A 26,049-nucleotide genomic window follows, 5' to 3' on the forward strand; every position below is an offset into this window, starting at 1 on the left:
AGAGGGTGAAATTTTTGTTTCAGAAAATGGCGAACAATGAACTGGATAAGTTCGGGGAAAAAATAATTGAAGGCTACCGTTTATCAGACGACGAACTGAGAGCTCTTCTCTCCCTCGGATCGGAAGAAGAACTTGAGAAGCTTTACTACGTAGCACGAAAGGTCAGGGACCATTTCTTCGGGAACAGGGTCTTCCTGAACTGTTTCATATATTTTTCGACATACTGCAAAAACCAGTGTACTTTTTGCTACTACAACTGTAAAAACGAGATCAAACGCTACCGCCTAACCCCAGAGGAGGTAAGAGATACCTGCAAGGTCCTCAAAGGGCTTGGGTTCCACATGGTCGACCTGACCATGGGTGAAGACCCCTACTACCATGACGAACCTGGCCGTTTTGTGGAGATGGTCCGCACCGTAAAAGAGGAACTGGGTCTTCCAATAATGGTATCTCCCGGAGTGATGGACAATTCCACCCTCCTAGAACTGAAAAGAAACGGAGCCAACTTCCTGGCGCTCTACCAGGAAACCTACGACAGGGAACTCTACGCAAAACTCAGGGTAGGGCAGTCCTTTGACGGCAGGGCAGGTTCCCGGCTCTTTGCAAAGGAAAACGGCTACTGCGTAGAAGATGGGCTCCTGACGGGAGTGGGAAACGATATCGAATCGACCATCACGTCCCTCAGGGGCATGGAAGCAAATAACCCCGATATGGTGAGGGTCATGACATTTCTTCCCCAGGAAGGGACCCCACTTGCCGATTTCCAGGATAGCTCAAACCTTTCCGAGCTGAAGATTATTGCAGTTCAGAGGCTCATGTTCCCCGACCGCTTGATCCCGGCTTCCCTGGACCTTGAAGGCATTGACGGCATGGTCTACCGGCTGAACGCCGGGGCAAACATTGTAACATCCATCCTCCCCCCGGACTCCCGGCTCGAAGGTGTTGCCAATTATGACCGGGAACTTGAAGAACGGGACCGGAGCATCACAAGCGTGATCTTAAGGCTTGAAAGTATGGGGATGGAGCCTGCATCTCAGGCTGATTTCGAAAAGATCCTGGGGTGCTAGGATGAAAACTATCTGCCTGATAGGGGGGAAACTCCAGGGCTTCGAAGTTGCGTATCTTGCAAAGAAAGCTGACATGAGAACGGTCCTTGTAGACCGGAACCCGAAAGCCCTGATCCGGAACTTTGTTGACGAATTCCACTGTTTTGACATCTCCGGGGAACCGGAGAAACTAATAGAGATTTCAAAAACTGTTGATGCCGTTATCCCCGTGAACGAAAACCTCGAATGCATCAATTTCCTTGACTCGGTAAAAGAAAAGCTATCATGCCCTCTCCTTTTTGATTTTGCCGCCTACGGGATCAGCAGGGACAAGAAAAAATCCAAGGAATATTTTGCGGCCATCAAAGTCCCCACTCCTCTTGACAGCCCGGCAGAACCTCCCTATTTTGTAAAACCCCCCTGTGAAAGCAGCAGCCTGGGAGCCAGGATCATCTATGATGAAGCGGAACTGCAGACCCTGGACCCCGGGATGCTGGTAGAAGAATACGTTGAAGGAGATGTTGTTTCCCTGGAAGTCATAGGGGACGGGGAGCATTTTGCTGTAGTGAAGGAAACCCTGGTCCATATCGACGGGACCTACGACTGCCACAGGGTTACCCCGCTTTCCTTTGACCCCGAATTCAGGAAAATATCCCTTTCCCTTGCAGCCAACCTTTCCTTGAAGGGAATCATGGACGTGGAAGCAATCGCCGGCCCCTGCGGGCTTAAAGTCATTGAAATCGATGCCCGTTTCCCGAGCCAGACCCCGACGGTTGTTTACCATTCTTCGGGGATCAACCTTGTGGAACTCCTGGTACGAGCCTTTGAAGGCGGGATCAAGGAGATGAAGCAGATTAAGAAGCCCGAGGAACTTCCGAAGAACGACTACTGCAGTTTCGAACACCTCCTGCTAAAGAAAGAAAAGAGTGGAGAGCGCACCCTTCACCCTGCCGGAGAACAGTTCCTATCCGAAGGCAGCGAATACGGAGAATACTACAGCGAGCCGGGCCTTGAGATCTTCACATGCAAGGGAGAAAACCCCGTATTTACCCTGATTGCCCGGGCTCCTGGACGGGAAGAAGCTGAGTCCATAAGAAAGAGAGGGCTTTTGATTCTGGAAGAAGACTTCGGAGCAATTGCATATTCCCCGCTTGTTGATACCACTGCTTATGAGAGTTACCCCGATAGTTACCAGAAAAACAGGATTAAGGTAAAAAGTTGAGGTGCTTAGTTTCAGAAAACAGAAATGGCAGTTTATAATGATCACAAAATAAATCATAACTTCATACGAAATATGCTATATTCACAAAAATATCCAGCAACCTGTAAACGGGTTTGATACTGTCCAATATTAATAGTGATTGATACAAATAATAAGATTGACCCTGTTAACATAAATAGAAATCTTTATCATAAAGAATTAAAGTTTGATTTTAAAACGGCACCTAAATTCTAAATTGAAACTTAAGAGAGGGAAAAAAATGGCACTTTTAACTCCGGAAGATCTGGAAAATATTAAAAAGCAGCTTGAAAGAGCCGACACTGCCGTCAGCAAGGTAACAAGGCTTAATGTGAAAGAGGTCTGCAAAGACCTCTACGGCACATCCCCCCACTATGAATCAGTGGGCATTGTTCCCGTGACTTCAGGAAACGGGATCATAGGTAACTTCTCAGACTCATTGAAAGTAATTACGGATTACTTCAAGTTTGACAGTTTTGTGACGGAAATGCCTGACGTGAGCGGCTACTATGAAGCCGTGGAAAGCGGAGCGGAAATAATCCTTATGGCTGACGACAACACCTTCCTTGCCCACAACCTCACAAACGGAAAAATCGGAAACAACCAGCCCTGCACCGGCATTATCTACGCGGATATAGTATCCAGGTACCGAAACGCTGATTCAAAGGACGTACTGGTGCTCGGGCTTGGGAAGGTCGGTTTCCCCGGAGCCGAACACCTCGTGAATAAGGGCTTCAATGTTTATGGCTGCGACCCCGAAAAAAGCCTCATGAAAAAGGCTATCTTCAAACTGGGGATCACCCCCTTTGACCTCAAAACCCCTAAAAAGTTCTCCATGATATTTGAAGCGACCCCCTGTGCGGACACAATCCCCGAAAACGTGCTCGCAGAAAAATGCCTGGTTTCAACCCCCGGAATCCCCTGTGGCCTTTCCAGGGAACTCCAGGAAAAATACAACGTGGATCTTTTGATGGAACCCCTGGGGATAGGGACCGCTTCAATGCTGTATTCGGTTCTCTGAACCCGAGTTGCGCTGCCCGAGTTGCACTTCCCGAGTTGCGCTTCGGGAGCACGCGTCCTTTTCGCTCACTCCGTTCGCTCAAGAGGACTTAAAAACAGGTGTGTGAATAAGATTCGAATAAAAACTAGGGCAACCGGAACACCTTATCAAACGTGCTTTGTCCCATTTGCGAAGCAAATGGCCTTTTCCACAATCCAGAATGAAAATAAGAATCTCAAAAAGACCATAAAACAAGAACATGATAAGCTCTTTGTAAAAACCGCTACCTCCTTCGAAACCTCAGCATTTATAGCATCTGGCCCTACCAGAGACAGCGGTTCAAATTCTTTTCGTCCAGAAAAAATGCCGGTTCACTACTTATCAGCCAGAAAATCCGACCTCATCGAATCGGGAAAATTTTCACTCTTTTTTCACGCCATGTGTGCCTATATGCTCAGACCATATAGCTATAATATTGAGATATCTTATAAAACAACTACAAACCGGGGGTTTATAGATAAAATTAAAAGACATTGAAATCAAGATCATGTCCGATGAGGCTTATGGAGATCATCTGAACCGGCTTTTTGATGACCTGAAAGACGGGAAAATTGCCGGGGAGAAAAAACCAAAAATTGTAGCCCGTACTCCTGAAGACGTAGCAAAAATCCTGACAAATGAACGCATCCGCCTGCTTCAGGTGATCCGGGAAAAGAAGCCCGAATCCATCAGTGAACTTGCTCACTTCCTGAACCGCAGACAACCCAACGTCTCAAACGACATAAAGTATCTGGAAGGTAGCGGGCTGCTGGAACTTGAAGAGAAAAAAGACCCGGTACTGCATAAGAAACCAGTTGTCAATTATGACGCGGTTCGGATTACGGTGGACCTGAGCTGCTAATTCACTCATTTGGACCTCAAAAATGGATATTCAAATGAGTCAAATTATATTCAAATAGTGGGCTGGCTCAGCACCTCAGGTTCGGCAACTTCGCACGCTTCGAACCTTCGGGCTTCGCCGGGGTCCATTCCAAATTAGCGTATAAAGTGGTAAAGTGGAAAGTGGAAAGTGGTTACAGTTTCCTCAGCAAGCGAAAGCCAAGGTAGTCAAGGCGACTACCAGGAGCAAGGTAGGAGCGGTAAGCTGACCGACAGTACCCTGCAACGCTGAACCAGCTGCCTCCCCGTTTGAACCGGTTAGAGCTACTGCCACCTTCCCAGGCACTTTCATCAGAAGGAGCACCTTCATAATTACCATGATATTTGTCCTGAACCCATTCCCAGACATTTCCATGCATGTCGTGAATACCCCAAGGATTTCCGTTCTTTTCGCCAACCGGATGAGTCTTGCCACCTGAGTTTCCGCTGTACCATGCATAATCCCCAAGTTTCGATTCATCGTCACCAAAGTAATATTTTGTTGCAGTGCCAGCACGGCATGCATATTCCCATTCGGCTTCCGAGGGCAAACGATACTCATTTGCCCCTTCCATTTGATTGAGTTTTTTGATAAATTCCTGTGCATCTTCCCAGGATACCATCTCAACAGGATTGTTGTCGCATCTAAAGTGAGAAGGATTATTGCCCATTACAGCTTTCCACTGTTTCTGAGTAACAGGATACTTACTCAAAAGGAAAGACGTCTTAATCGTTACTTTGCGAACAGGCTGTTCATCGTTATACTCCTTCGACCCCATCATGAAATCCCCAACAGGGATTTTCACAAATTTCATGCCAATAGAGTTGCTGAGTTTCCTTTTTTCTTCCATCTGCTTCCTCAGAATTTCCTTTTCGGCAGTAAAACAATTCTCGCATAGAGGTTTCTCCCCACGTTTTCTCTTTTCACGGAACCAGCTCTCGCATATCTGGCAAAATTGAGCTCCACATTTTCCGCACAATAAGGACCTGTTGGAGGAATCAATGAGGTTCATGCATAAAGGACACTCTCGTTTCCCATTTTCTGCTTTTGAATCCTCTTTCATACTTCCCGTTTTCTGGTTTTCAGGAGAGGGTGACGGGGTCACAGGAGGGGGACTCACCTTGTTATCCTTCAAATTAGCACCCAAAACTTCGATATGCAACTGCTCCACAAGAGAGTCACAGAGACGGAGGTACCGCGACTTGAATTCACTCATGTTGCCTTCGTCAAGAATGGTGAGTACTTTGATGCCTTCATTTAGAAGAGGGTTAATACGTTTATCGGCAATCTCGGGAACCTTTTCGAAATTGGAATACAGCGAATTGAGTTTGTAAAGAAGGTCATCCTTTCCAATGGGGCCGGAATGACAGTATTTGTAAAGGTCGTGTATCATCCGGAAACTGTTGGTGAAAACCTGGACCGACTTTGAAGAATAGCGGAATGAGAGGCGTCTTTCGGCATAGATGGAAGCTTCATCCGGGTTGTTATCGAAGATCTGCCGAAATTCTCCGACCTTGCAGGAATAACGGAACATTTTTTCCCGGACGTCAATGGCTTCAACCCCCTGTGCAATGAACTTGCCGGAAATACCATATTCGTGCATCAGACCTTCCCGGCAGTTTACATCCACTTTGAAGAAAATACGGCGAGTCCCGCTGCCTACAATGGGAATTCCCAATTGTTTTGGAATGGAGAGGACGTATTTATCACTCCATGGGTCACGTTCACGTTTCTTAAGTTCAAAACGCCGGTCTATGCCGTCAATGTAAGCGTCTGTGATGTTGAGGGCCTGGTGGTTGTAGAGTTCAACGGCCCACTGGTCGAGCAGGAGTTCTGAAGGGTTGTCTACACGCAGGATATACCAGTAAATAACAGGATTTTGCTTGTCTATCCACTGCCTGATGTTAGGCATAGCCCTGCCTTCGGGAGAATCAAAAACAAAATCTTTGAGGGCAGGGTCGTAGATGGTACGGGTGATCGCGATGGGATGAGAAGGCATAGACGTTCAGCTCCTGGTAAGAAGAAATATAGAAGGGAACCACTTATCAAATTTTGTATTTGTGAAAGGCTAAGATGGCAAAAAATGAAAAAAATAAGGTGGTAGAACTTGCTAAAAATGAAAAAATGAAAAAATGAAAAAATGAAAAAATGAAAAAAATGAAAAAATGAAAAAATGTCAAAAATGAGAAAAAGAGGGAGAAACGCCCTTTTGAGGACGATTCCTGAAAAAAACTTATTTTGCTTCCTTGATCTGGAGGTTGGACATCTCGATAGCACCTTCGGGGCAGATGTTTACGCAGCGGCGGCAACTTGTTCCCAGGCACTTCTGGCTGTCGTATCTGGCTGTCCGCTTGCCTTCAGCGTCTTCGATTATTTCGATGGCGTTTTCGGGGCATTCTTTTTCGCATTTGTGGCAGTAGATGCACTTGCTCACGGGGACTTCGAGGTTGATTCCGATTTCTTTGAGGATGGCAAGGCCTTCTGCTCCCACTTCTTCTATATCTTTGCTGACCCGGCGTTCGATTGAGGCATGTTCCAGGGTTTCGGGGAGGACGGGGATGCCGTACATTTCGAGCATCTGGTTGTACATTTCAAGGGGCATACCCTGGGTCCAGTAGGAGAGTTCGCAGAGATAGAAGTTGTTGAAGGTTTCGCTGGTCGCCATCATGAGGTGGTCGGCAGTGATCCTTTTGGCGATCTTAATAACGTCTTCGAGCCTGGACCTGTCCATTACCAGTTCCCGGGCAAGGGCAAGGGAAGTGTTCCCAAACTGAACAATATTCTTTGCAAAACCAGGGGCAGCCCCGAGCTGGCGGGCATCTTCGGCATCCGCATAAGCCCCGGAGGCTCCGGACATGTAAGCGTATTCCAGGTCTTCATACTTGATGCCGGAGTCCACGATAAGGGTAAGGTGGGCTGCCCTGATTGCCCCAATTGCTTTTCCGGCTTCTTCCACATCCTTTTCGGTGATTTCGATATCAGGGCCAAGGACCAGTCTGCCGTTTGGCAGGGACGGGGACTTTTCGATAAGGCCGCTTTTCAGCGCCAGAGCAAAAGCCGAGATCACACCGGTGCCCGTTATGCCCACAGCTTCGTAGCCGTAGAACTCCTTTATGTCCCCGGTGAGAGGATTAATGAGATAAGCGTCCCTTTTTTCCATCTCCTTGTCAAGGACAATAATCCTCCAGTACTCCCCTTCGGGCTTTACATCGCAGATCGCTCCGGGGCTTGCGAGCATCCCGCAGCTTATTCCCTGTCCTTCAATGGCAGGACCGGCAGCTGCACTTGCCGTGATTATCCGCTCCCCGATCTTCAGGGCCATCTCGGCATTTGTCCCGTAATCAGTAACAAGAGCAGGTTTAGTCTGGTTCAGGAAGTCAGTTTCAAGCATCATTGCCAGGGCGTCTGCCCCGATCTCATGCTTGATTGCGGGAGGGACGATAACTTCGCAGTTAGGCATATCCAGGTCTTTAAAGAGCTCGGAAGCTGGGAACACACGGGCGTCTCTTTTTACATTTTCCACGCCCAGCTTTTTCTGCTTGTTTTCTCCGGCGTATGCAAGGTCCCTGATTTCTATGTTCTGGAAAAGGGAAAGCTGGATAGGGTTTCCGCAAACAGCCAGCCGCTCTACTTCGGAGAAGTCAATATCGAATTTAAGGAACATTCTCCTGATGGTTTCCAGTATCACCGCATGGGCCACATCCTCTCCGGTTGAGATCGCAAAGTCAAGGTGATCCATGACATTTCCACCGGGCAGGGGGTGCCCCATGGTAATAACCGTTTTAATGGTTTCTTTCGTTTCAAGCTCAATAAGCTGTGCTCGAAAACCGCTCGTACCCAAATCAAGTGCTATGCCGTACATTTTTTTATTCTCCTCAATGTTTTCCCGAAGTGTGCATGATTTCGAGGCATCCGGCACTCTGGATTACCCCTTAAAGGATTGGAAATAAGAAGGGAAAGAATTCAAATCCGAATACTGGAACAGCAAGGGTTAAGATATATGGCCCTATATTTATATAACCGATAGTATATATTAGTATACCTGTTAGTATACCGACATGATTTTGCTTTCAGTCCTTGCTTTCAGTCCTTGATAAGTATTAAGCTCTTTATCGCAATTCCCTTTCCATTAATGAAAAGCCTTTTTGTTCCGAGAACTTTTCTAATTGGACCTGAAGCTTCAAACAAATATTCAAAACTTTACCAATTCGATTTTTTAATTAGAGTTTTCCAATTAGTTTTCCATTAGAGTTTTCCAATTTTAGATACTGTTCAATTAACTATTTCAATTCAATTTTATTTTATATTTATGCCTGCATGCCTCAGTCTTTAGTTAAGCCAGCAAATCATTATATACATTAATTTTTCCATAGTTATCAGACTGATATAACAAATGTACTTGTTTTCAGAGAATTTAAGGTCAATCAAGATTAAAATTGACATATATTTATAATATAACATTTAATCAATATACAATAATACATATTTATTTATACTATGATTTTTTGATATTAGTCGCTGTTCTTATACTAGAGAGAGGGAAAATAAATGACAGAATACACACCGAAAGAAAGGTTATATCGTGCATTAAGGAAACAGCCAGTTGACAGAATGCCTTCCGCCTGCTTCACACAGACGGCAACTGTTGAGCAGATGGAAGCTTGCGGAGCCCACTGGCCTGAAGCCCATGAAGACGCAGAGAAAATGGCAACTCTTGCGGAAGCTGGGCACACAGTCATCGGTTTTGAAGCTGTGAGAGTACCTTTTGACATTACCGCTGAAGCTGAGCTCTTCGGTTGCGGCATCAAAGCTGGCGACCACAAGCAACAGCCTTCGGTCATCAAGCACAGCGTAAAGAACCTGGAAGACCTCGACAAGATCAGGGACTATAGCCTTGACGAAGGCAGGGTATCCAAGGTCCTCGAAGCAGTCAAGATCCTCAGTGAAAAATACGGGAAAGAACTCCCGATCATCGGATCCATGATCGGTCCTTTCTCCCTTGCCCAGCATATCAATGGAGATGCCTGGTTCGGGAACCTTTTCACAGGGGAACCCATTGTCGCCGAACTCCTTGACTTCTGCGCTGACTTCAACGTAGCATACGCAAAAGAAATGGTCAAGAACGGAGCAGACACCCTGGCCATCATTGACCCCACCGCAAGCTACGAACTCATCGGCGGAGAATTCTACGAGAAATTCGCCCTCCCCTACCAGAAGAGGCTCGTGGACGCAATGAAGGAACTCGATGTAGCCTCCGTCCTCCACATCTGCGGCAACACCACCAACGGGCTTGCAATCATGGAAAAGACCGGCGTGGAAGGAATCAGCGTGGACCAGAGAGTCGACATCGCAACCGCAAAGGGCAACGTTGAAAACACACTCATTATCGGAAACCTCGACCCTGTAGCAAACCTCTGGAACGGCACTCCAGAAACCGTCGCCGAAGAATCCAAGAAGATTCTCGACGCAGGAGTCGGACTGCTTGCCCCTGGCTGCGGGATTGTCAGCATGACCCCTACCGCCAACCTTCAGAAGATGGTCGAGTGTACCATCAACTACAAATACTGAATAAATTGAACTGAAAAAATGTAATGTCGGCTCTGAAGCCGACACCTTTTTTTAAATTTGCAGGGAAAGGCACTTTAGAGAAGAGCTATTTTGAGAAAAATGAATTCTCTGAGAAAATGAATTCTCTGAGAAAATGAATTCTCAGCTACTTTTACAAAAGCTTCTACTGGAGCCTGCGGTTTTCAACCTTCACATACCCCTTCCCGCCGGAAGAGAAAATAAACTCCTATTTATACATATCCATTTAATGGCCATTAAGACCGAATCAAATGGATGTGCTTCTAGTTAGTGTTCAGGCAGGCATGCAGACAAGGGTAAACCTGAAGCCTGAGAGATTTGGTATAAATAATTTTTGATTTAACTTACAGTTTAGTTAGTTTCAGAACCTGTCCAGACAAAAAATAGGAAGGTTTTCGCCTGAACATTTATCACAAAAAAGATTAAAAAAATATTTCACATTATAATATTATTAAATATAGTAATCGCTTATATAGTAGAAGGCTAATGTTTAACATAAGTAATTGCTTTTGAGATAGAGAGTGATTACAGGGCAACGATATAGTTGGGATATATCGAAAAATCTGTTCATCCGTCCAGGATATGACAGGTAGAAAATATAGGATAAGAGTATCCAGAAAACCAATGTAAAAATCTGTTCACTAAATGCACAGGACCCTCATTCAGAAAATGAATCTCATGTAAAGGAATTTCAAAATGGCAAAACTCAGAAAAACCCATTCTGAGGAAATTCCGATATGGCAAAATTATGGGAACGAATTTTCTGAGAAGAAATTCCAAAATAGCATGTGAATAGGAAACTGAGCAAATAAGAACCCCACTCAAATCGGCTACCGGAAGGTATAGGTAGCGGAGCTTATGAGAACCCTACTCAAATCGGCTACCGGAAGGTATAGGTAACGGAAGGTAGCGGAGCGTGAGTCATTCCTCAGAGCATGAGTCGTTTTTATGTGTATCAGTGAGCATTGCGTTGCCCCAGAAAAACTGCGTGATAACGGAGTTTTGAAATGGAGGATTAAAAATGGCAAACGAAGAAATGTTTGACAAGCTTCGCGACTCTATTGTTAATCAGGATATCGCGGGATGTGTACAGTTAACCCAGGAAGCTCTTTCTGCTGGAATCCCAGCACTTGATATTATCACAAAGGGCCTTTCTGCAGGGATGAAGATCGTCGGAGACAAGTTTGAAGCCGCCGAAATCTTCCTGCCCCAGATAATGATGTCTGCAAAAGCAATGAGCGGGGCAATGGAAATCCTTACTCCCGAACTTGAGAAGACCAGGAAGGAAGGAGAAGAAACCGGGCTTGCAATCACTTTTGTTGCAGAAGGAGACATCCACGACATCGGGCACCGCCTTGTTTCAACCATGCTCGGAGCAAATGGTTTTGATATACTCGACCTCGGAACCGACGTCCTCAACGAGACTGTTGTAGAAGAGGTTGCAAAGCACAAGGGAGAAAAAGTCATTCTTGTAGGTTCCGCCCTTATGACCACCTCCATGCTCGGCCAGAAGGACCTCATGGATCTGCTCAGGGAAGAAAACCTGAGAGACAGCGTAAAGTGCATGTTCGGAGGAGCCCCTGTTTCTGAAGGCTGGATCGAAGAAATCGGAGCAGACGCAACCGCAGAGAACGCTGCAGAAGCCGCAAAAGTAGCACTTGAAGTTATGAAATAATCGGGGGAACCAGACATGACATTCAGAAAATCATTTGATTGCTACGATTTCTACGACAGAGCAAAAGTCGGTGAGAAATGCACCCAGGACGACTGGGACCTCATGACAATTCCCATGAAGTCCATGGAGCTTAAGCAGAAGTACGGGCTTGACTTCAAGGGAGAGATCATCCCTACCGACAAGGACATGATGGAAAAGCTCTTCCAGGCAGGGTTTGAGATGCTCCTCGACTGCGGTATCTACTGTACTGACACCCACAGGATCGTCAAGTACACCGAAGAAGAGATCTGGGACGCACTCAACAACATCCAGACGGAATTCACCCTCGGGACCGGTAGGGATTCAGTTCAGTTCAAGAAGAGAAGCATCGGAGACAAGAGGAAGCCAATTGTCCAGGGAGGTCCTACCGGGTCCCCGATTTCCGAAGAAGTCTTCATGCCAGTCCACATGAGCTACGCCCTGGAAAAGGAAGTAGACACCATTGTAGACGGTGTTATGACCTCCGTCCGCGGCAAGCCTCCAATTCCGGGAAGCCCCTATGAAGTCCTGGCATCAAAGACCGAAACCAGGCTCATCAAGCAGGCAGCAGCAATGGCCGGCAGGCCAGGCATGGGCATATAGGGCCCTGAGACCTCCCTGTCCGCTCAGGGAAACATTGCCTCTGACTGCTACGGTGGACAGATCTCCTCTGACAGCCACGAAGTCTCCCAGCTCAACGAGCTGAAGATCGACCTCGATGCAATCGCAGTAATTGCTCACTACAAAGGCAACAGCGATATTATCATGGACGAACAGATGCCAATCTTTGGCGGATACGCCGGCGGCATTGAAGAGACCACAATCGTGGACATTGCAACCCACATCAACGCATTCGTCATGAGCAGCGCAAGCTGGCACCTTGACGGCCCTGTCCACATCCGCTGGGGATCCACCAACACCAGGGAAACCCTGACAATCGCAGGCTGGGCATGTGCAACTATCTCCGAGTTTACAGACATCCTCTCCGGGAACCAGTACTACCCATGTGCAGGCCCCTGTACCGAGATGTGTCTCCTCGAAGCTTCCGCCCAGTCCATGACTGACACCGCTTCAGGCCGTGAAATCCTCTCCGGTGTGGCAGCCGCAAAGGGTGTCGTCACCGACAAGACCACAGGTATGGAAGCCAGGATGATGGGAGAAGTCGCAAGGGCAACCGCAGGCATGGACATCGCAGAAGTCAACGGAATCCTCGACAAGCTCGTCGGCCTCTACGAGAAGAACTATGCAAACGCACCCGCAGGCAAGACCTTCCAGGAATGCTACGACGTTAAGACCGTAACACCCACGGACGAATACATGCAGGTCTACGACGGAGCAAGGAAGCAGCTCGAAGACCTCGGACTCGTATTCTAAACTGACATCCCTAAGGCAATAAACCCGGCCGGCGAGATAGCCTCGTCGGCTAATTTTTTTTTAAAAACATGGGCAAAACCCTTAAATAAGTCAGACACGCTTGGTTTGGAATATTTTTAATGAATAGACAAAGGAATGCAAAAAAACACTGTTTAAAAACATATCGGGGGATATGAGAAAATGGACATCTGGACTATCATAAACGGTATGATATATCTCCTTGCTTTTGCATTGATGGCCTGGGTTTTGCTGGACGCCAGCAAGATTTCAAAAAGAAGCTGAATGAGAGAGGGATAAAATGTCTGAAAACTCTGAATCTGCCAGCCTAGTGAAGACTCTGCGCCCATTCCACGTATGGGCTCTTGGAGTCGGGATCGTGCTGGTCGGAGAGTACATGGGCTGGAACTTCACCGTCGCAAAAGGAGGAGTTCTGGGTTCCCTGCTTGCCATGCTGGTTGCAGGAACCATGTATGTTATAATTTCTCTCTGTGCCAGTGAACTCGGATCAGCCACAAAACTTGCAGGAGGACCCTACGACTGGGCAAGACTATTTATAGGACCCGGAGCAGCCGCCAGTGTCGGGCTTGCGGTGTACATGGAATACATCGCTCTTGAAGCTGCGGACGCTATTGTGGTCGCATTTATTGCGTCGGAGGTATTTCCACAGTTACAGGTTTTCCCTGTGACCCTGCTAGTTATTGCACTATTGACATTTATTAACTACCGGGGTGTGGTTGCAGCTTTAACCCTGAACTTCTTCCTGACCATGATAGCCTTTATTGCAATTGTGGTATTCTTCTTCGCAACCGCCTTCGGAACAGTGGACATTCACCCTGAATATCTCTTCCAGGGGGCTTTGCCAAACGGCATGATAGGCCTATTTGCAGCGTTGCAATTCGGGCCATGGTTCTACCTGGGAATAGAAGGGGCAGCGATGTGTGCCGAAGAATGTAAGCACCCGTCAAGGGCAGTCCCGCTCGGGCAGCAGGCAGGGATGATCACCCTCCTGATGGGAGCAGCTATGACCCTATACCTCTGTTCAGTGCTGATCCCCGCTAACATGCTAGGGGTTTCCGTGTATCCGCTCTTTGAAGCGGCACAGAACAGCGGTATATTAATCTTCATCGCCCTCCTGGGACTCGGGACACTCCTTACCTGCCTTGCAAGTGCAAACGGTTGTGTTTGTGACTCTTCACGCTCCTGGTTTGCACTCTCCAGAGACCACTACGTATCTTCCTGGTTCTCGGCGGTGCACCCGAAGTATAACACCCCTTACAGGGCTGTGATCTTCACAATGCCGGTAGCAATCGGCTTTGCTTTCAGCGGTTTCCTGGACCAGGTCATTACCTTCTCCATCGTCTCGGGGCTGCTCTGCTATGTGCTGATCCCGTTTGCCCTGATCCGCTTCAGGACCCTCTTCCCGGAGACAACAAGCAAAGTCCGTCCCTTTGCAGGACCCCTCCAGCCCTACATCGCCTACTTTGCAATCGCAATTGCCATTACGATCCTTTCAACCCTCTTCTGGGGCTACAAGTATAACCTGATCTTCGGGTTCGTATTCTACGGCATTGCGTACTTCTACTTCAGCCACAAGCACAAGACTTCAAAGGCAGAAAACAACTGGGCTGAAATGGGCTGGCCCGAACCCAGAGGGTCAGAAAATGCGAGGATAGGAAAGGAGGTGATTGGAGTTGAGTTCAGCAAAGATTAACCAGGAGATGGAAAGCAAGTACCACAGCAAACTGACAGGAGACAGTATCCTGGTTGCAGGAATGCTCTTACTGCTTGTAAGTGTGGAACTCTTTGTGATCAGTAAGATCCTGGGGGCTACATGGGAGATAGCTTCGGACTTCTTCTATCTCTATGTGATCTTCTTCGGGCTGATAGTTGTAGTCGAAACGATAGGTTGCCTGCGGGTACGCGACTCCATCAAGAAGCACATGTTTGAGTTCGCCTACTACGATTGAGGAGGCTGAAAGAAATGGCAGAAATTACCAAAAAAGAAAAAAGTGCCCTTGCAGAGGCCTTTGATATCATATTCATCTTCGTCCTGGCCTTCGCTTGCGTCGTGGTTCCCACGGTGCTCCAGGGAGCAGTGCTCGTTTCCTGGGACGAAGGTGGAGCAGGCATAGGCTTCGTCTGGGACCCGGTCGGCTTCTTCAGCTTCGTGCTTGTAATCATCGCATTCTTTGTGGTAATCCTCCACCACTCGGTGAAGCACTACAAGTACTGAAGAATAGATGTAATGAATTAAAAAATAGTAATGAATTAAAAAATAGTAATGAATTAAAAAATAGTAATGAATTGAAGAATAGACTGTTGAACTGCCTGAAAGAGGGTTCAGGCAGTCAACGTTTTTTTTGAAATTCTGGCTTTTGTAATTTCCCGGCAGATCCGACTGTTTTAATAGAACTGCTTCAAAAGCCCAATTATTAGATAAGCAAGATCTCCCTGAACCAGGAGGGATTCAGGGAATTTTGAGGGAGTTTTTGTGGAATTTTAAAGGCGACTCCCGAAGGAAGGGCACCTGCTCAAGGGAATTCAGGCCCTTTACCATTCAATAGAGATATTTTCGGACCCTTCTACGGACATCCGTAGAACCCGGGCCCCGATATCCCTTTACAGAAGGTATTTTCGGACCTCTAGTATCCTGAGGAGCCCCATACCCAAGAAGTACCTTATGTTATACAAAAACACAATTATATAAATAAATTGCGCTCTAGATTTTAAAATGTTGAAACATAGTATATATATTTTGTGTATTTGACATTTTAGGAACCAAATATTATATATATTAGAGCACTGAAGTTTGATAAAAGACCGAAAGTATTAAAAACAAATGTCACACAAATGAAAAAAATTAAGAAAAATGAGAAATGAGGTACTCCAGCTGGATCCTTTCGTTTGCTGCAACCACCATACAGGCATCAGCCTCCGCAATTTTCACCAGCAGACGGGCAATATTCTCATCCGGCCCCCCGGAATCTACAAGAGCTTCAGAGAGCCCCTCAAGGATCTCAATTCCGGAAAAACCCTTTTCTATAAGCATTTCGTCAATGAGCTTGCGCCCCCGGGCAAAGTCCCCGGAAAGAGCGGCGTCAAGCAGTTCATCTATTGTTTCATCCCTGCCTTTAACAGTGACCTCGTAGACGATCTCCTCCGTAATTTCGGCTCCCTCAGCCCTGAGAAAAGCAAGCTGAAGAGTCTGGACAGCCCGTGCAACGTTCCCTCTTGCAAAATAGAGGACCGCATCCAGGCTCCCTTCCGAACAGCTGAGCCCTTCGGCCTCAGCGATCTTCTCAAGATAGGTTTTCAGAGAGGTATCGGAGACATAGGTGAAAAAGAGCTGCAAGCCCCTGGAACGAAGAGGGGGGATCAGTTTTGAAGGCCGTGTTGTGGAGAGGATAAAGCGGCAGGTGGAAGTATACTTTTCCATGATGCGCCTGAGGGCATGCTGAGCATCGGAACTCAGGGACTCAGCGTTGTCAATGTAAATGAGCTTGTAGTCCGCATCAAGAGAAGCCATTCCTGCGTATTCGTTAATGATTTGCTTGAAAATCTCGATTACGCTTTTGTAGATCTTTTTCGGGTCATCGGTCCCGATAATCCGGACAAAACGCCTATCCCGGACAAGGTAACGTTTACCCTGGTCGAAAAAGTCCGAGGCATTGAAATAGGTAAAGTTGTTTTTCCAGGTTTCCCCGTAAAGTTCCCGGGCAAGGGCAAGAGCCGCAGTTGTTTTTCCCGAATTTTCCGGACCGTGGAAAACAAGGTGGGGCAGATTCCCGGACTGCAGCAGCTCGGAGAGGGTATCCACCGAATGTTCGTTTCCAAGCAGTTCTTCCAGGGCAGCGGCCCTGTATTTCAACGTCCAGAGATCCTGCATCTTAGCACCTCGTTATTTTGCTTTCCTTCGATCCGTTTATTTGTGGTTCTGGGATTCGCTTTGTCCTTTTTTTCGCAATTCTATTCGCTTTTCTGCGATTCTTTTGCCCACTTTCTTGCAATTCATTTTATTCGCTTTTCTGCAATCAACCTTTTCTGCGACCCTTATTTATTTTCCATAAAGCGCGGTTCACTCGTCAGCGGAAATTTCCCCTTTACGAGCGGCAGAGGCTTCACCTGCTTCGAGCATTTCCTTAATCACCACTCCGTAGACCGGTCTTGCAATCACCACACCGATGAACACACCGATGATTGTGGTTATGGCAAAGCCCTTCAAGGCTCCAAAACCCATCACGACCAGGGGGGACATGGCAATGATAGTGGTTGCAGCAGCTCCGAAAATGATTCCGAAGGCTTTCCCGATCCTTGAGACAAAGACCTTTGTTGGGGGAAGCTTGCCTTCGTAAAGCACCTCGTCGGTGATGATAACCAGGTGGTCAATCCCTGTCCCTATGGCTGCGATGATACCTGCTATTGCTGCCAGGTCCATCTGCCAGCCGATGGCCGCAGCCACCCCGAGGATCATTACCACTTCACTGATAGAAGTCCCTACCATTGGTATGAGAATCTCAGGTCTCCTGTACCTGCGGAAGATCACTCCTGCCACGGCTAAAAGGGAAAGAAGGCCTGCAATCAGGGCTTCGGTCTTGAACTGTTCACCGAGAGCTGCGTCCACATGCCCGGAACCCACAAGCACCACGTTCACAGGGAGAGCCCCTGCCCTGAGGTGTATCTGGAGTGCCTGAGCCTGAGCCTTGGCTTCCTCATCGCCACCGGTGGAAGCTTGCCAGGAGTAGATAGGAGCTTCTTTTAGCTGGGATGCGGCGGAATAGCTAAGGGGAGCGCTGTAGACCACGTTTTCGTCCAGGTACATGGTAAGGTAGTGAGCACTCGGGTTGTCCACTGCCCCGGTTTCAATTGCGACTTTCTGGAGGGCGAGCGCCCCAGCCTCGTTCAGGGTAAAGGGCGTATTCCATTGGTTATCGTGGAAACCGGGTATCCCTACGCTTACTATGGAATCCCCGTAAAGCACATGCCGGGTCTCAGTTCCTGTAGTATTGATCCTGATCTCGAATTTCCCGGGCTTTTCGGCAATGTCCTTTGCGGTTGCCAGGTCTATGCCTGCAAAGTCAATGAGGATGTAGTCTTCCCCGACCGTCCGGACAGGGATATCTTTCAGGCCGAGGGCGTTGAGCTTGTCGTTCAGGATGTCCCGGGTCAGGTCCCGGGTCTGCACACTTACCCCTTCCTTGTAGCTGGAAGTCCCGTCTTCGTTCTTGAGGATTGAACCGCCTACCTTTGCCATCAGGGCTTCGAGTTCCTCTTCGGAAACAGCAGTCCTGATTTCATAGACAAGCCCTTCCCCTTCGTCAAAAGTAATGACTTCGGAATCCAGAGAGCTTGCCAGGTAGAGCCGGACCAGGCTTTCCTTGCTGGTAAAGAGGGTGACCTGGGTGGTCTCCTGGTTCAGCCGATCCACACTTACCCGCCCGATTTCCAGGAGCTCGAGTTCGGAGCTGCTGACCGGGACATCCGTGGTGAACGTAATGGAGTTTTCAGCTTCTGAAAGGCCGTTTCCTTCCAGCTTGTTTTCCGTTATTGTGATGGGGGCTCCGATGACCGGTTCCACCATTTCACTGACAATCATCCCGGAATCCGCGTCCACCTGGGCCAAAGCACCCTGCAGTTTGATCTGGAGCCAGGAACCGCCTTCCAGGTCAAGCCCGTAGTTCAGGTTTGAGGTCGTGCCTTCCCCCGAGGTATATCCTGGGTGGATTGCAATAATGGAAGCCAGCAGGGCAATAATAAAGATGATAACTCTCACGTTTTTAAAGAGACTTTTTGCGTCGCTCATCTGTTAAACCTCCCTCTGAATTCGGGTTTCAGGACATACCAGCGCAAAATCCCCGTGTTCAGGAGCCAGGTGTTCATCAGGTCCGCAGCCAGCCCTATGATCAGGACGCCGGAGATCTGCGAGAGCAGGGTTATCTGCGTGAAGGAGGGAATGATCAGGTAGGGGAAAGTGGAGACAGCGTACATCACTACGAGGGCTGCAAGGGTTGTGGAGGTCATGGTAATCCCGGTCTGCATGGCCCTGGAAACCTTCTCTTCCACCGTACCTCTGCGCTTCAGCACCCTGTTAGTAAGCAGGATGTCACTGTCCACGGAATAACCGATAAGCATAAGGAGGGCTGCAACCGTCCCCAGAGAAAGCTCGATCCCTGCAATCCGCATGAAAGCTGCGGCAATCACTATGTCCGAGAGAGCCGAAAGTACCACTGCAAAAGAGGGGACAGGGCTCCTGAAGATCAAGAAGACCACAATAGCCATCCCGATAAAGGAGATTAAAAGGGCCTGAAGAGCCTGGACCTGCAGGTCTTTTCCGTACACCGGCCCTATCTGCTTGATTTCCACATTGGAATAACGGCCCATTACATCGTCTTCTAGCTGGCGCTGTTCCTCATTATCCATGACACCGAACTGCATGATAACCCTGTTACCTGCCTGCCGGGCATCCATTATCGGATAATCGGAATACAGTTCTTCAAGCTCAGCAGGGGAATCGGTTGTTCCCATCGAAATCTGGGTACCTCCCTGGAACTCCATGCCCAGGAGCAAAGGCGACCCGCTGCTTGCGAAAGAAACCAGCAGTATCGCTAAAGAAACCGCGAATACTGCAAGAGGAATTGCCAGCAACTGGCGATTATCGTGACCCTTCACGAAGGAATCTAAAAAATCGGTAAAACCTGTTGCCATAATTAAATACTCCGGATGAATGCATCTATTATTTCCTTGAACTTATCCGAATCTGATTTTATAATCCAAATTGATAAGCCGAATTGAGAATCAATTTATAATTCAAATCTATAATTCAAATCTATAATTCAAATCTATAATTCAAATCTATAATTCAAATCTATAATTCAAATCTATAATTCAAATCTATAATTCAAATCTATAATCCAGATTTATAATCCAAATTTATAATCCAGATTTATAATCCGAGTTTGTAGTACTAAACATACCCGGTAATCCCGGACTCGTCCGGAAAAAAATTCCGATTGCGGTTCCGGAAATAAGTGATCAACACATCTTAATAATGCTGATGAATTTAATCTGTTTCAATTCTGTACTCTCATCGATTATATCAATTCTTCCTCTCTAAAGCAAAGATTCATTTCATTTAAAATTAATCTCAAAAATGGCACAAGTCCTAACGTCACAACTATATATACGAGTTACTGTTCATTAAAAATAATGACAGAAAGACCATCCCTTGACGAATATTTCCTCGAAATCGCCTTCGTGGTAGGCAAACGGGCCACCTGCCTCAGGAACAACGTGGGGGCGGTGATCGTACGGGACAAGCGCATCCTTTCAACTGGATACAATGGTGCCCCAAGCGGTATGGACCACTGCCTGGATATAGGCTGCATCCGGGAAATGGAAAACATCCCGTCGGGCACGCGGCACGAGAAATGCCGGGCAGTGCATGCGGAGCAAAATGCCATTATACAGGCTGCACTCCACGGCGTGAGCATTGCAGGGGCAACCCTCTACTGCACCCACCAGCCCTGCATCCTCTGCGCAAAAATGATAATCAATTCAAACATCAAACGGGTCGTATACTCAACACCCTACCCGGACACGGATTCTCTGGAATACTTCAGGGAGGCGGGAGTGGAAGTCGAGTACATTCCCTTTGAAGGAGAAAAAATTTCGGACTGAAAAGGAGAAAAACCTGGCTTTTCAGCTTATTTTTTCAGCTTATTTTTTCAAAAGGCAACGAAGCCCTTTTTTGATAACGTCAAACTCTTCCGGACGGTACATTTCCTTTATTCCCGGGTTTTCCTCGCAGTAATAATCAAGACCCCTGATAACTATCACAGGAACACCACCGTTGCCTTCTCCCATAAGGAGGTTTGCGGCCCCTGCAAGCTCATCAGCAACGGCTTCCTCGGAAATTTCCAGGGTTTTCCCAAAGAGGTCTTTTTCCCCGATCCAGCGCTTGACAGGTTTTATTTTATAGAGCCCGATGGCAACCCCTGTCTGCCCGACCTTGAACGCACGGCCGTTAGTGTCCGTGACAATCACGCTGAGCTTTTTTCCGCTAAGGGTTTCAATCCTCTCTCCGATTTTTGCAGCACTGATGTCCGGATTTTCCGGGGTGTTCAGCAGCAGATCACCCTCGACGTTTGAGTCGTCAATCCCCGCATTTACGCAGGTGTGCCCTGCAAGAGTCGTTGCAAGCATAAAAGGGGCCTCTACCAGGACTTCCCTGCTCCGGGAAAGGACCGCCTGGACAAAACACGGATCCTGCCCGTTCATGGATGCAAGCTCAAGTGCCCGTTCCCCGGGGGTGATGTCCTCGAGCCTGAAAGTCAGCCCTTCGGTTTTTCCAACGATGGTGGAGGCAATGATAACTATATCCCGGTCCTCAAGAAAGATATTTTCACAGATGATAGAGGGGAGGTCATCCCCCTTCCGAATCAGGGGGATATTTTCTACGGCTATGGCTTCAAATTTCAAGCAGGTTCCTCAAAGTTTTGTTAGGGTTATAAGAGTATTAATAGTAGACATGGGAAATAACATGGGAAAGGTATGAAATGGATATATGAGGGGTATATGAGAGTCATATGAAAGACATATGATAAGATATTTAAAGCGGATTAAAGCGCCCCCACAGTTGAGAATAATTTTGATCAGTAAAGGCACTAAACATAAATAAGACCATCTATATACTACTTTTTGCGGCGATGATGAGAGTTACCCCGACCGAGCAAAGTATGACGAGAACTATTTCCTGATGCCGCACTTTTCTCCAACTTTCCATGCCCATACTTCAGGTTAGGGCTTCAAGGCCATAGCTACATCTAAGGTTAACTTCCAACTTGTTCACCCTCAGTTTCACATTACAAATTCCAGCTAGGGCCAGAATGCCAGCTGAAAATCCGATACATTTGAGAATTCTTATTTAGTTTGCCGTCCAAAACTTCCAGGGTGAAAAAATGACTCAGTATGACCTTGACGTAATAATACAGAAAATTCAGGACAAAAGCCCCTTCGAACACAAAGACAACAAAAAGAGCAGACCAAGGACCCTGAAAATCATCATATCCAGGCTTTATTACTCCCAGAGCTATACAAAAGAACCCCAGGCAACCCGGGAAAAGGTTACGCAACTTTTACTCGACCACGGGCAATTCAGCAAAGAAGAAATAGATGAAATCTTCAAGCAAGGTTCCAGAAGGCAGACCACCGATTATTCGGAAGAATTCCTGAATCAGCACCCTGAACTCGTAAAACCCGAAGGTTCGAAAGACAAGGGAGCCCCTGATAATAAGGGGATAGAAGAAGAAAAACCGGAAGAAATAAAATACCTTTTCCCTCGTTATGCATGAACAGATTGAAAAAAATCAAAAAAGAAATTAATGAAAACTAAAGACCTGATGAAAAAGTAGGGACCAAAAAGAAGTTTCCCTATAGTCACCGGGTCTTTTTGAAAATTACTCGATATCTATCTTTTTCTTGGGCTCTTCGAGCTGGAGTTTCGGAATTGTTATTGTCAGGACCCCGTTTTCCATTTTTGCAGTTGCTTTTTCGTCCGTCACGTTGGTTGGCAGGCGGACCGCCCGGTAAAAGCGCGTGTAAGCCCGCTCCCGGCGCAGGTAGCCTTCTTCTTCGGTTTCCTTTTCCCGGCCGCATTTTGCGCTGATCTCAAGCATGTCTTCTTTTACGTTTATTTCAATATCTTTCTTATCGACTCCCGGAAGGTCAGTGGTAACTACGAGTTTGTTATCTTCTTCCATGATGTCAATAGCAGGAGCGTATACTTTACCCCCGGCCCACTCTTCAACTGGCATGAACTCTTCAAACAGCTGGTTCAGGCGATCCTGTGTCCTCTTGATCTCATCAAACGGGTCCCAGCGTATGGGACCTCCGGAAGGTCTTCTGACAGGCCATCTAACCATAAAAATACCCCCTTAAATGAAGTGATAACGTTCAATATTTGAATACATTGAGAGCAAATATATAGGTTTTCTGAGAAAATATAATTAGGATGTTAAATAAAAAAAATAAAAAAAATAAAAAAGCTACAGAAAGAAAAAGCTACAGAAAGAAAAAGCTACAGAAAGAAAAAGCTACAAAAAGAAAAAATTCCCGAAATTCGAAAATCCGGGAAATAATAACAGGATGTAAGGCACTTATTCAGCCTTTATAAGCATCCCGACAAGGTCCGAAGCTTTCACAATGCCCATGGAACCATTTTTAACAGACTCCTCATCAAAAGCCCCTGCTTCATCCGGATCTTCCTTATCGGTCCTGTAGACCGCAAAAGGTACAGGGTCCGGAGTATGGGTCTTTAAGGAGATGGGAGTCGGGTGGTCGGGCATTACAAGGATGGTAAAAGACTCTTCAGAGGCTTTGGCATGCTCAAGGATGGGAGCGACGATCCTGCGGTCAAAATCCTCAACAGCTTTTAGTTTTTTCTCAAGGCTTCCTTCGTGCCCTGCCTCATCCGGAGCTTCTACATGGACAAAAACGAGATCCCGGGACTCAAAAGCTTCGATTGCGGCACGGGCTTTTCCCTCATAGTTTGTGTCCAGGTAACCGGTGGCTCCCGGGACTTCTATTACGTCCAGCCCTGCATAGATCCCTATCCCTTTCAGGAGGTCCACCGCCGAGATCACGGCTCCGGTCTTCCCGTAAAGCTCCCTGAAGGATGTGAACTGCGGGGCATGCCCCTGGCCCCAGACCCAGATGGAATTGGCCGGGTTTTTGCCTTCCTCGGCTCTCTTCAGGTTCACCGGGTGCAGTTCCAGAATCTCCATGGAAGCCTCCATAAGGTCCCTGAAGAAATCCTCTTCCTCTCCTTTAGGTAGATGTTCCGCCGCCCTTTCCCCTGTCACATCGTGAGGAGGGGTGCATTCCATTTCGATACCCCTGTCCCCTCTTGCGACCAGAAGGTGCCTGTAGCTAATTCCGGGGTAGAACTTAAGCTCCTCAGTTCTTAATTCCGAATCAAGGGTCTCGATAAGGGTTTTCGCTTCATCACTGCTTATGTGTCCTGCACTGTAATCCTTTACTAATCCGTTTTCAATTGTCACGAGGTTGCACCTGAAAGCCACATCGTCCGCGGCAAGAGCCACTCCCATGCTTGCAGCTTCCAGGGGAGCCCGACCGGAATAGTAGACTGCGGGGTCATAACCGATAATGGACATGTTTGCCACATCACTGCCGGGGGGAAAGCCTTCCGGTACGGTTCTTGCAAGCCCTGCTTTTCCGCGGGCTGCGATGGAATCCATAGCTGGAGTACTGGCTGCCTGGAGGATTGTCTTTCCATCCAGATCCTCAATAGGATAATCCGCCATTCCGTCTCCGATAAGTACGGCGTATTTCATTGCTTCACCTGTGTTTACTGTTTTACTCTCTTTCACTTGGGGATAAGATATATCCCTTTCTACCGTTCCCTTCTACAAGGCACTGCAAAGCCTGCCTGCAGGAGATTTTCCGAGATTTCAATCCTGCACTTTGCTACACTTTGTTTTACACAAATGTTATAATATAGTACCTATATCCTATACAGGAAATGCTTGCAGCGTAAATTATATTAATCTGCAAAAAGAGCTGGCATGTAAATGCCCGTTCAGAAAAAAACCGTATCAGAGAAAGGCAAACTGCAAACATGACAGATAAGCATTGAATAAATTCCAGAATTGAATAAATTTCAGAGAATGATGCTAATTAGAATAACCCTATTAAAAATAAATCATTAAAAGATTCAAATTAAAATACTTTTATTTAAATCCTGAAATGTGATTCGATCATGAGACTTGTGATGAAATTTGGAGGAAGTTCCGTAGGCGACGGAAAGAAGATCCGTCATGTTGCCCAGCTCCTCATGAAGTACTATGAGGAAGGCAATCAGATCGTGGTGGTAACTTCGGCACTCGGCGGAGTGACCGATGTGCTCATGGAAAATGCGAACTTTGCTTCCACAAAGGGCAAAGTGACTCTTGTGAAAGAGTTTAAGACAGAGCTGACAAACAAACACCACGAAGCCGTTAAGGAAGCTATTGACAACCCCAAAATCGCAGAAGAAGTCCTCCAGATCCTTGACATCCGCATTGACGAACTTGAAAAAGCTCTGATCGGGATCTGCTACCTGGGAGAACTTACTCCAAGGTCCATTGACTACATATCATCCTACGGGGAACGCCTGGCAGCCCCTATCATATCAGGAGCAATCCGCTCTCTTGGAGTCTCCTCCACGGAATACACGGGAGGCGAAGCCGGGATCATAACCACTGGAGATTACGGAAACGCCCGGCCTCTTGAAAAGACCTACGAATTGGTGGAAAAACGGCTGGGCTGCCGGCTTGAGTCCCAGATCCAGGTGGTCACAGGCTTTATCGGGGAAAACGAGGACGGGATCATTACGACACTTGGCCGGAGCGGCTCGGACTTCTCGGCATCCATCCTTGGCGCTTCCCTGAAAGTTGATGAAATTTGGCTCTGGAAAGAAGTAAACGGAATCATGACCACCGACCCAAGGATCGTGCCCGAAGCCAAGACCATCCCCAGGATTTCCTACTCCGAAGCCATGGAACTTTCTTACTTCGGGGCAAACGTGCTCCACCCGCGGTCAATCGAACCTGCGATGCGCGAGCACATCCCTGTCCGGGTCAAGAACACTTTCGCCCCCCTGTTCGAAGGCACCCTTGTGGTCGCGGACAAGTTCCAGTGCAGGCACGTGGTAAAGGCGGTAAGCCTGATCAAGAACGTAGCTCTTATCAACATCTCAGGAGCCGAAATGGCAGGCACCATAGGCACCGTTGCAAGGCTCTTTACCACCCTTGCAAGCGCAGGCGTGAACATCGTCATGATCAGCCAGGGCTCTTCCGAGTCCAACCTCTCCTTCGTGGTCAGCGAAGCCCATGTGGAAAAGGCCGTAAAAGCCCTCCACAGGGAGTTTAACCGAAAAATCATCCGGGAAATCATTTCGGACAAAGAAGTCTGCGTGGTTGCCGTGGTAGGCGCGGGCATGGCCGGGACCCCGGGAGTGGCAAAGCGAGTCTTTGGGGCTCTAGGGAATTCCATGATCAACATCATCATGATCAGCCAGGGCTCTTCGCAGTACAACATCTCCTTCGTGGTCCGGGAAAAAGACGCAATCCCCGCGGTCAGGACCCTGCATCAGGAATTCGAACTTTACAACGGAAACGGGATCTAATATCAAATTTG

Annotated in this window: 20 protein-coding genes and 1 pseudogene; 13 read left to right on the top strand and 8 right to left on the bottom strand. The window is 47.4% G+C overall.

Going from position 1 to position 26,049, the window contains the following annotated elements; all coding sequences use genetic code 11:
* Positions 1-14 precede the first annotated feature (14 nt).
* From pylB to MSMTP_RS17080, 4 genes are all read left to right on the top strand, one after another.
* Positions 15-1,067: a methylornithine synthase PylB gene (gene pylB / locus MSMTP_RS17060; RefSeq protein ID WP_048183949.1), complete on the top strand. Its 1,053-nt coding sequence runs from the start codon at positions 15-17 to the stop codon at positions 1,065-1,067.
* Between the two features lies 1 nt (position 1,068).
* Positions 1,069-2,268, top strand: coding sequence for a 3-methylornithine--L-lysine ligase PylC (pylC, locus tag MSMTP_RS17065; protein ID WP_082090675.1), 1,200 nt, complete (start codon positions 1,069-1,071; stop codon positions 2,266-2,268).
* 259 nt (positions 2,269-2,527) lie between these two features.
* Positions 2,528-3,307: a 3-methylornithyl-N6-L-lysine dehydrogenase PylD gene (pylD, locus tag MSMTP_RS17070; RefSeq protein ID WP_048181985.1), complete on the top strand. Its 780-nt coding sequence runs from the start codon at positions 2,528-2,530 to the stop codon at positions 3,305-3,307.
* A gap of 526 nt (positions 3,308-3,833) precedes the next feature.
* A complete protein-coding gene (locus MSMTP_RS17080) occupies positions 3,834-4,187 on the top strand; it encodes a MarR family transcriptional regulator (RefSeq protein WP_052718448.1) in 354 nt (117 codons plus the stop codon).
* Positions 4,188-4,359: 172 nt separating this feature from the next.
* Here the strand turns inward: MSMTP_RS17080 and MSMTP_RS20110 are convergent, their stop codons facing one another.
* Both MSMTP_RS20110 and MSMTP_RS17090 read right to left on the bottom strand, forming a co-directional pair.
* Entirely contained in the window at positions 4,360-6,204 is a 1,845-nt protein-coding gene (locus tag MSMTP_RS20110) for a formylglycine-generating enzyme family protein (RefSeq protein ID WP_231582840.1), read from the bottom strand.
* 234 nt (positions 6,205-6,438) lie between these two features.
* Complete coding sequence (locus MSMTP_RS17090) at positions 6,439-8,067, bottom strand: methylamine methyltransferase corrinoid protein reductive activase (RefSeq protein ID WP_048183960.1); 1,629 nt, start codon at positions 8,065-8,067, stop codon at positions 6,439-6,441.
* 686 nt (positions 8,068-8,753) lie between these two features.
* Here MSMTP_RS17090 and mtbA point away from each other — a divergent pair.
* The 6 genes and pseudogenes from mtbA to MSMTP_RS17125 all read left to right on the top strand — a co-directional run bounded on the left by mtbA (position 8,754) and on the right by MSMTP_RS17125 (position 15,091).
* On the top strand, positions 8,754-9,773 hold the full coding sequence (mtbA, locus tag MSMTP_RS17095; RefSeq protein WP_048181990.1) for a methylcobamide:CoM methyltransferase MtbA: 1,020 nt from the start codon (positions 8,754-8,756) through the stop codon (positions 9,771-9,773).
* A gap of 1,039 nt (positions 9,774-10,812) precedes the next feature.
* A complete protein-coding gene (locus MSMTP_RS17100) occupies positions 10,813-11,466 on the top strand; it encodes a methyltransferase cognate corrinoid protein (RefSeq protein WP_048181993.1) in 654 nt (217 codons plus the stop codon).
* Between the two features lie 15 nt (positions 11,467-11,481).
* Positions 11,482-12,858: pseudogene (locus tag MSMTP_RS19540) on the top strand (monomethylamine:corrinoid methyltransferase).
* A gap of 298 nt (positions 12,859-13,156) precedes the next feature.
* Positions 13,157-14,569, top strand: a complete 1,413-nt coding sequence (locus MSMTP_RS17115) for an APC family permease (RefSeq protein ID WP_048181996.1) — start codon at positions 13,157-13,159, stop codon at positions 14,567-14,569.
* On the top strand, positions 14,550-14,825 hold the full coding sequence (locus tag MSMTP_RS17120) for a monomethylamine permease (protein ID WP_231582841.1): 276 nt from the start codon (positions 14,550-14,552) through the stop codon (positions 14,823-14,825). The genes MSMTP_RS17115 and MSMTP_RS17120 overlap by 20 nt, the downstream gene beginning before the upstream one ends.
* A gap of 14 nt (positions 14,826-14,839) precedes the next feature.
* Positions 14,840-15,091: an efflux RND transporter permease subunit gene (locus MSMTP_RS17125; protein WP_048183966.1), complete on the top strand. Its 252-nt coding sequence runs from the start codon at positions 14,840-14,842 to the stop codon at positions 15,089-15,091.
* A gap of 627 nt (positions 15,092-15,718) precedes the next feature.
* Here MSMTP_RS17125 and MSMTP_RS17130 read toward each other — a convergent pair.
* The 3 genes from MSMTP_RS17130 to MSMTP_RS17140 all read right to left on the bottom strand — a co-directional run bounded on the left by MSMTP_RS17130 (position 15,719) and on the right by MSMTP_RS17140 (position 19,560).
* Positions 15,719-16,744: an AAA family ATPase gene (locus MSMTP_RS17130; RefSeq protein WP_048181999.1), complete on the bottom strand. Its 1,026-nt coding sequence runs from the start codon at positions 16,742-16,744 to the stop codon at positions 15,719-15,721.
* A 189-nt stretch (positions 16,745-16,933) separates the two neighbouring features.
* Positions 16,934-18,658: a preprotein translocase subunit SecD gene (locus tag MSMTP_RS17135; protein WP_048182000.1), complete on the bottom strand. Its 1,725-nt coding sequence runs from the start codon at positions 18,656-18,658 to the stop codon at positions 16,934-16,936.
* Positions 18,655-19,560, bottom strand: a complete 906-nt coding sequence (locus MSMTP_RS17140) for a protein translocase subunit SecF (protein ID WP_048182002.1) — start codon at positions 19,558-19,560, stop codon at positions 18,655-18,657. Before MSMTP_RS17140 ends, MSMTP_RS17135 begins: the two co-directional genes overlap by 4 nt.
* 501 nt (positions 19,561-20,061) lie before the next feature.
* Between MSMTP_RS17140 and MSMTP_RS17145 the strand changes: the two genes are divergently transcribed.
* Positions 20,062-20,532 (top strand): cytidine/deoxycytidylate deaminase family protein, encoded by a 471-nt coding sequence (locus MSMTP_RS17145; protein ID WP_048182005.1) that lies wholly within the window; start codon positions 20,062-20,064, stop codon positions 20,530-20,532.
* A gap of 39 nt (positions 20,533-20,571) precedes the next feature.
* On the opposite strand, the gene MSMTP_RS17150 is transcribed toward MSMTP_RS17145, so the two are convergent.
* Positions 20,572-21,333 carry a coenzyme F420-0:L-glutamate ligase gene (locus tag MSMTP_RS17150; protein WP_048182007.1) on the bottom strand — a complete coding sequence of 254 codons (762 nt, stop codon included), beginning with the start codon at positions 21,331-21,333 and terminating at the stop codon, positions 20,572-20,574.
* A gap of 479 nt (positions 21,334-21,812) precedes the next feature.
* Here MSMTP_RS17150 and MSMTP_RS17155 point away from each other — a divergent pair, with 479 nt between their 5' ends.
* Positions 21,813-22,205: a hypothetical protein gene (locus MSMTP_RS17155; RefSeq protein WP_048182009.1), complete on the top strand. Its 393-nt coding sequence runs from the start codon at positions 21,813-21,815 to the stop codon at positions 22,203-22,205.
* Between the two features lie 105 nt (positions 22,206-22,310).
* On the opposite strand, the gene MSMTP_RS17160 is transcribed toward MSMTP_RS17155, so the two are convergent.
* Positions 22,311-22,775: an Hsp20/alpha crystallin family protein gene (locus MSMTP_RS17160; RefSeq protein WP_048182012.1), complete on the bottom strand. Its 465-nt coding sequence runs from the start codon at positions 22,773-22,775 to the stop codon at positions 22,311-22,313.
* A 234-nt stretch (positions 22,776-23,009) separates the two neighbouring features.
* The gene (locus MSMTP_RS17165; protein WP_048182016.1) at positions 23,010-24,206 is read right to left on the bottom strand and encodes a cofactor-independent phosphoglycerate mutase; all 1,197 of its coding nucleotides are present in this window, start codon (positions 24,204-24,206) and stop codon (positions 23,010-23,012) included.
* A gap of 425 nt (positions 24,207-24,631) precedes the next feature.
* Here MSMTP_RS17165 and MSMTP_RS17170 point away from each other — a divergent pair, with 425 nt between their 5' ends.
* Positions 24,632-26,038 carry an aspartate kinase gene (locus tag MSMTP_RS17170; protein ID WP_048182018.1) on the top strand — a complete coding sequence of 469 codons (1,407 nt, stop codon included), beginning with the start codon at positions 24,632-24,634 and terminating at the stop codon, positions 26,036-26,038.
* Positions 26,039-26,049 lie beyond the last annotated feature (11 nt).

This window comes from Methanosarcina sp. MTP4 (assembly GCF_000970045.1).
In the GTDB taxonomy this organism is placed as follows: domain Archaea; phylum Halobacteriota; class Methanosarcinia; order Methanosarcinales; family Methanosarcinaceae; genus MTP4.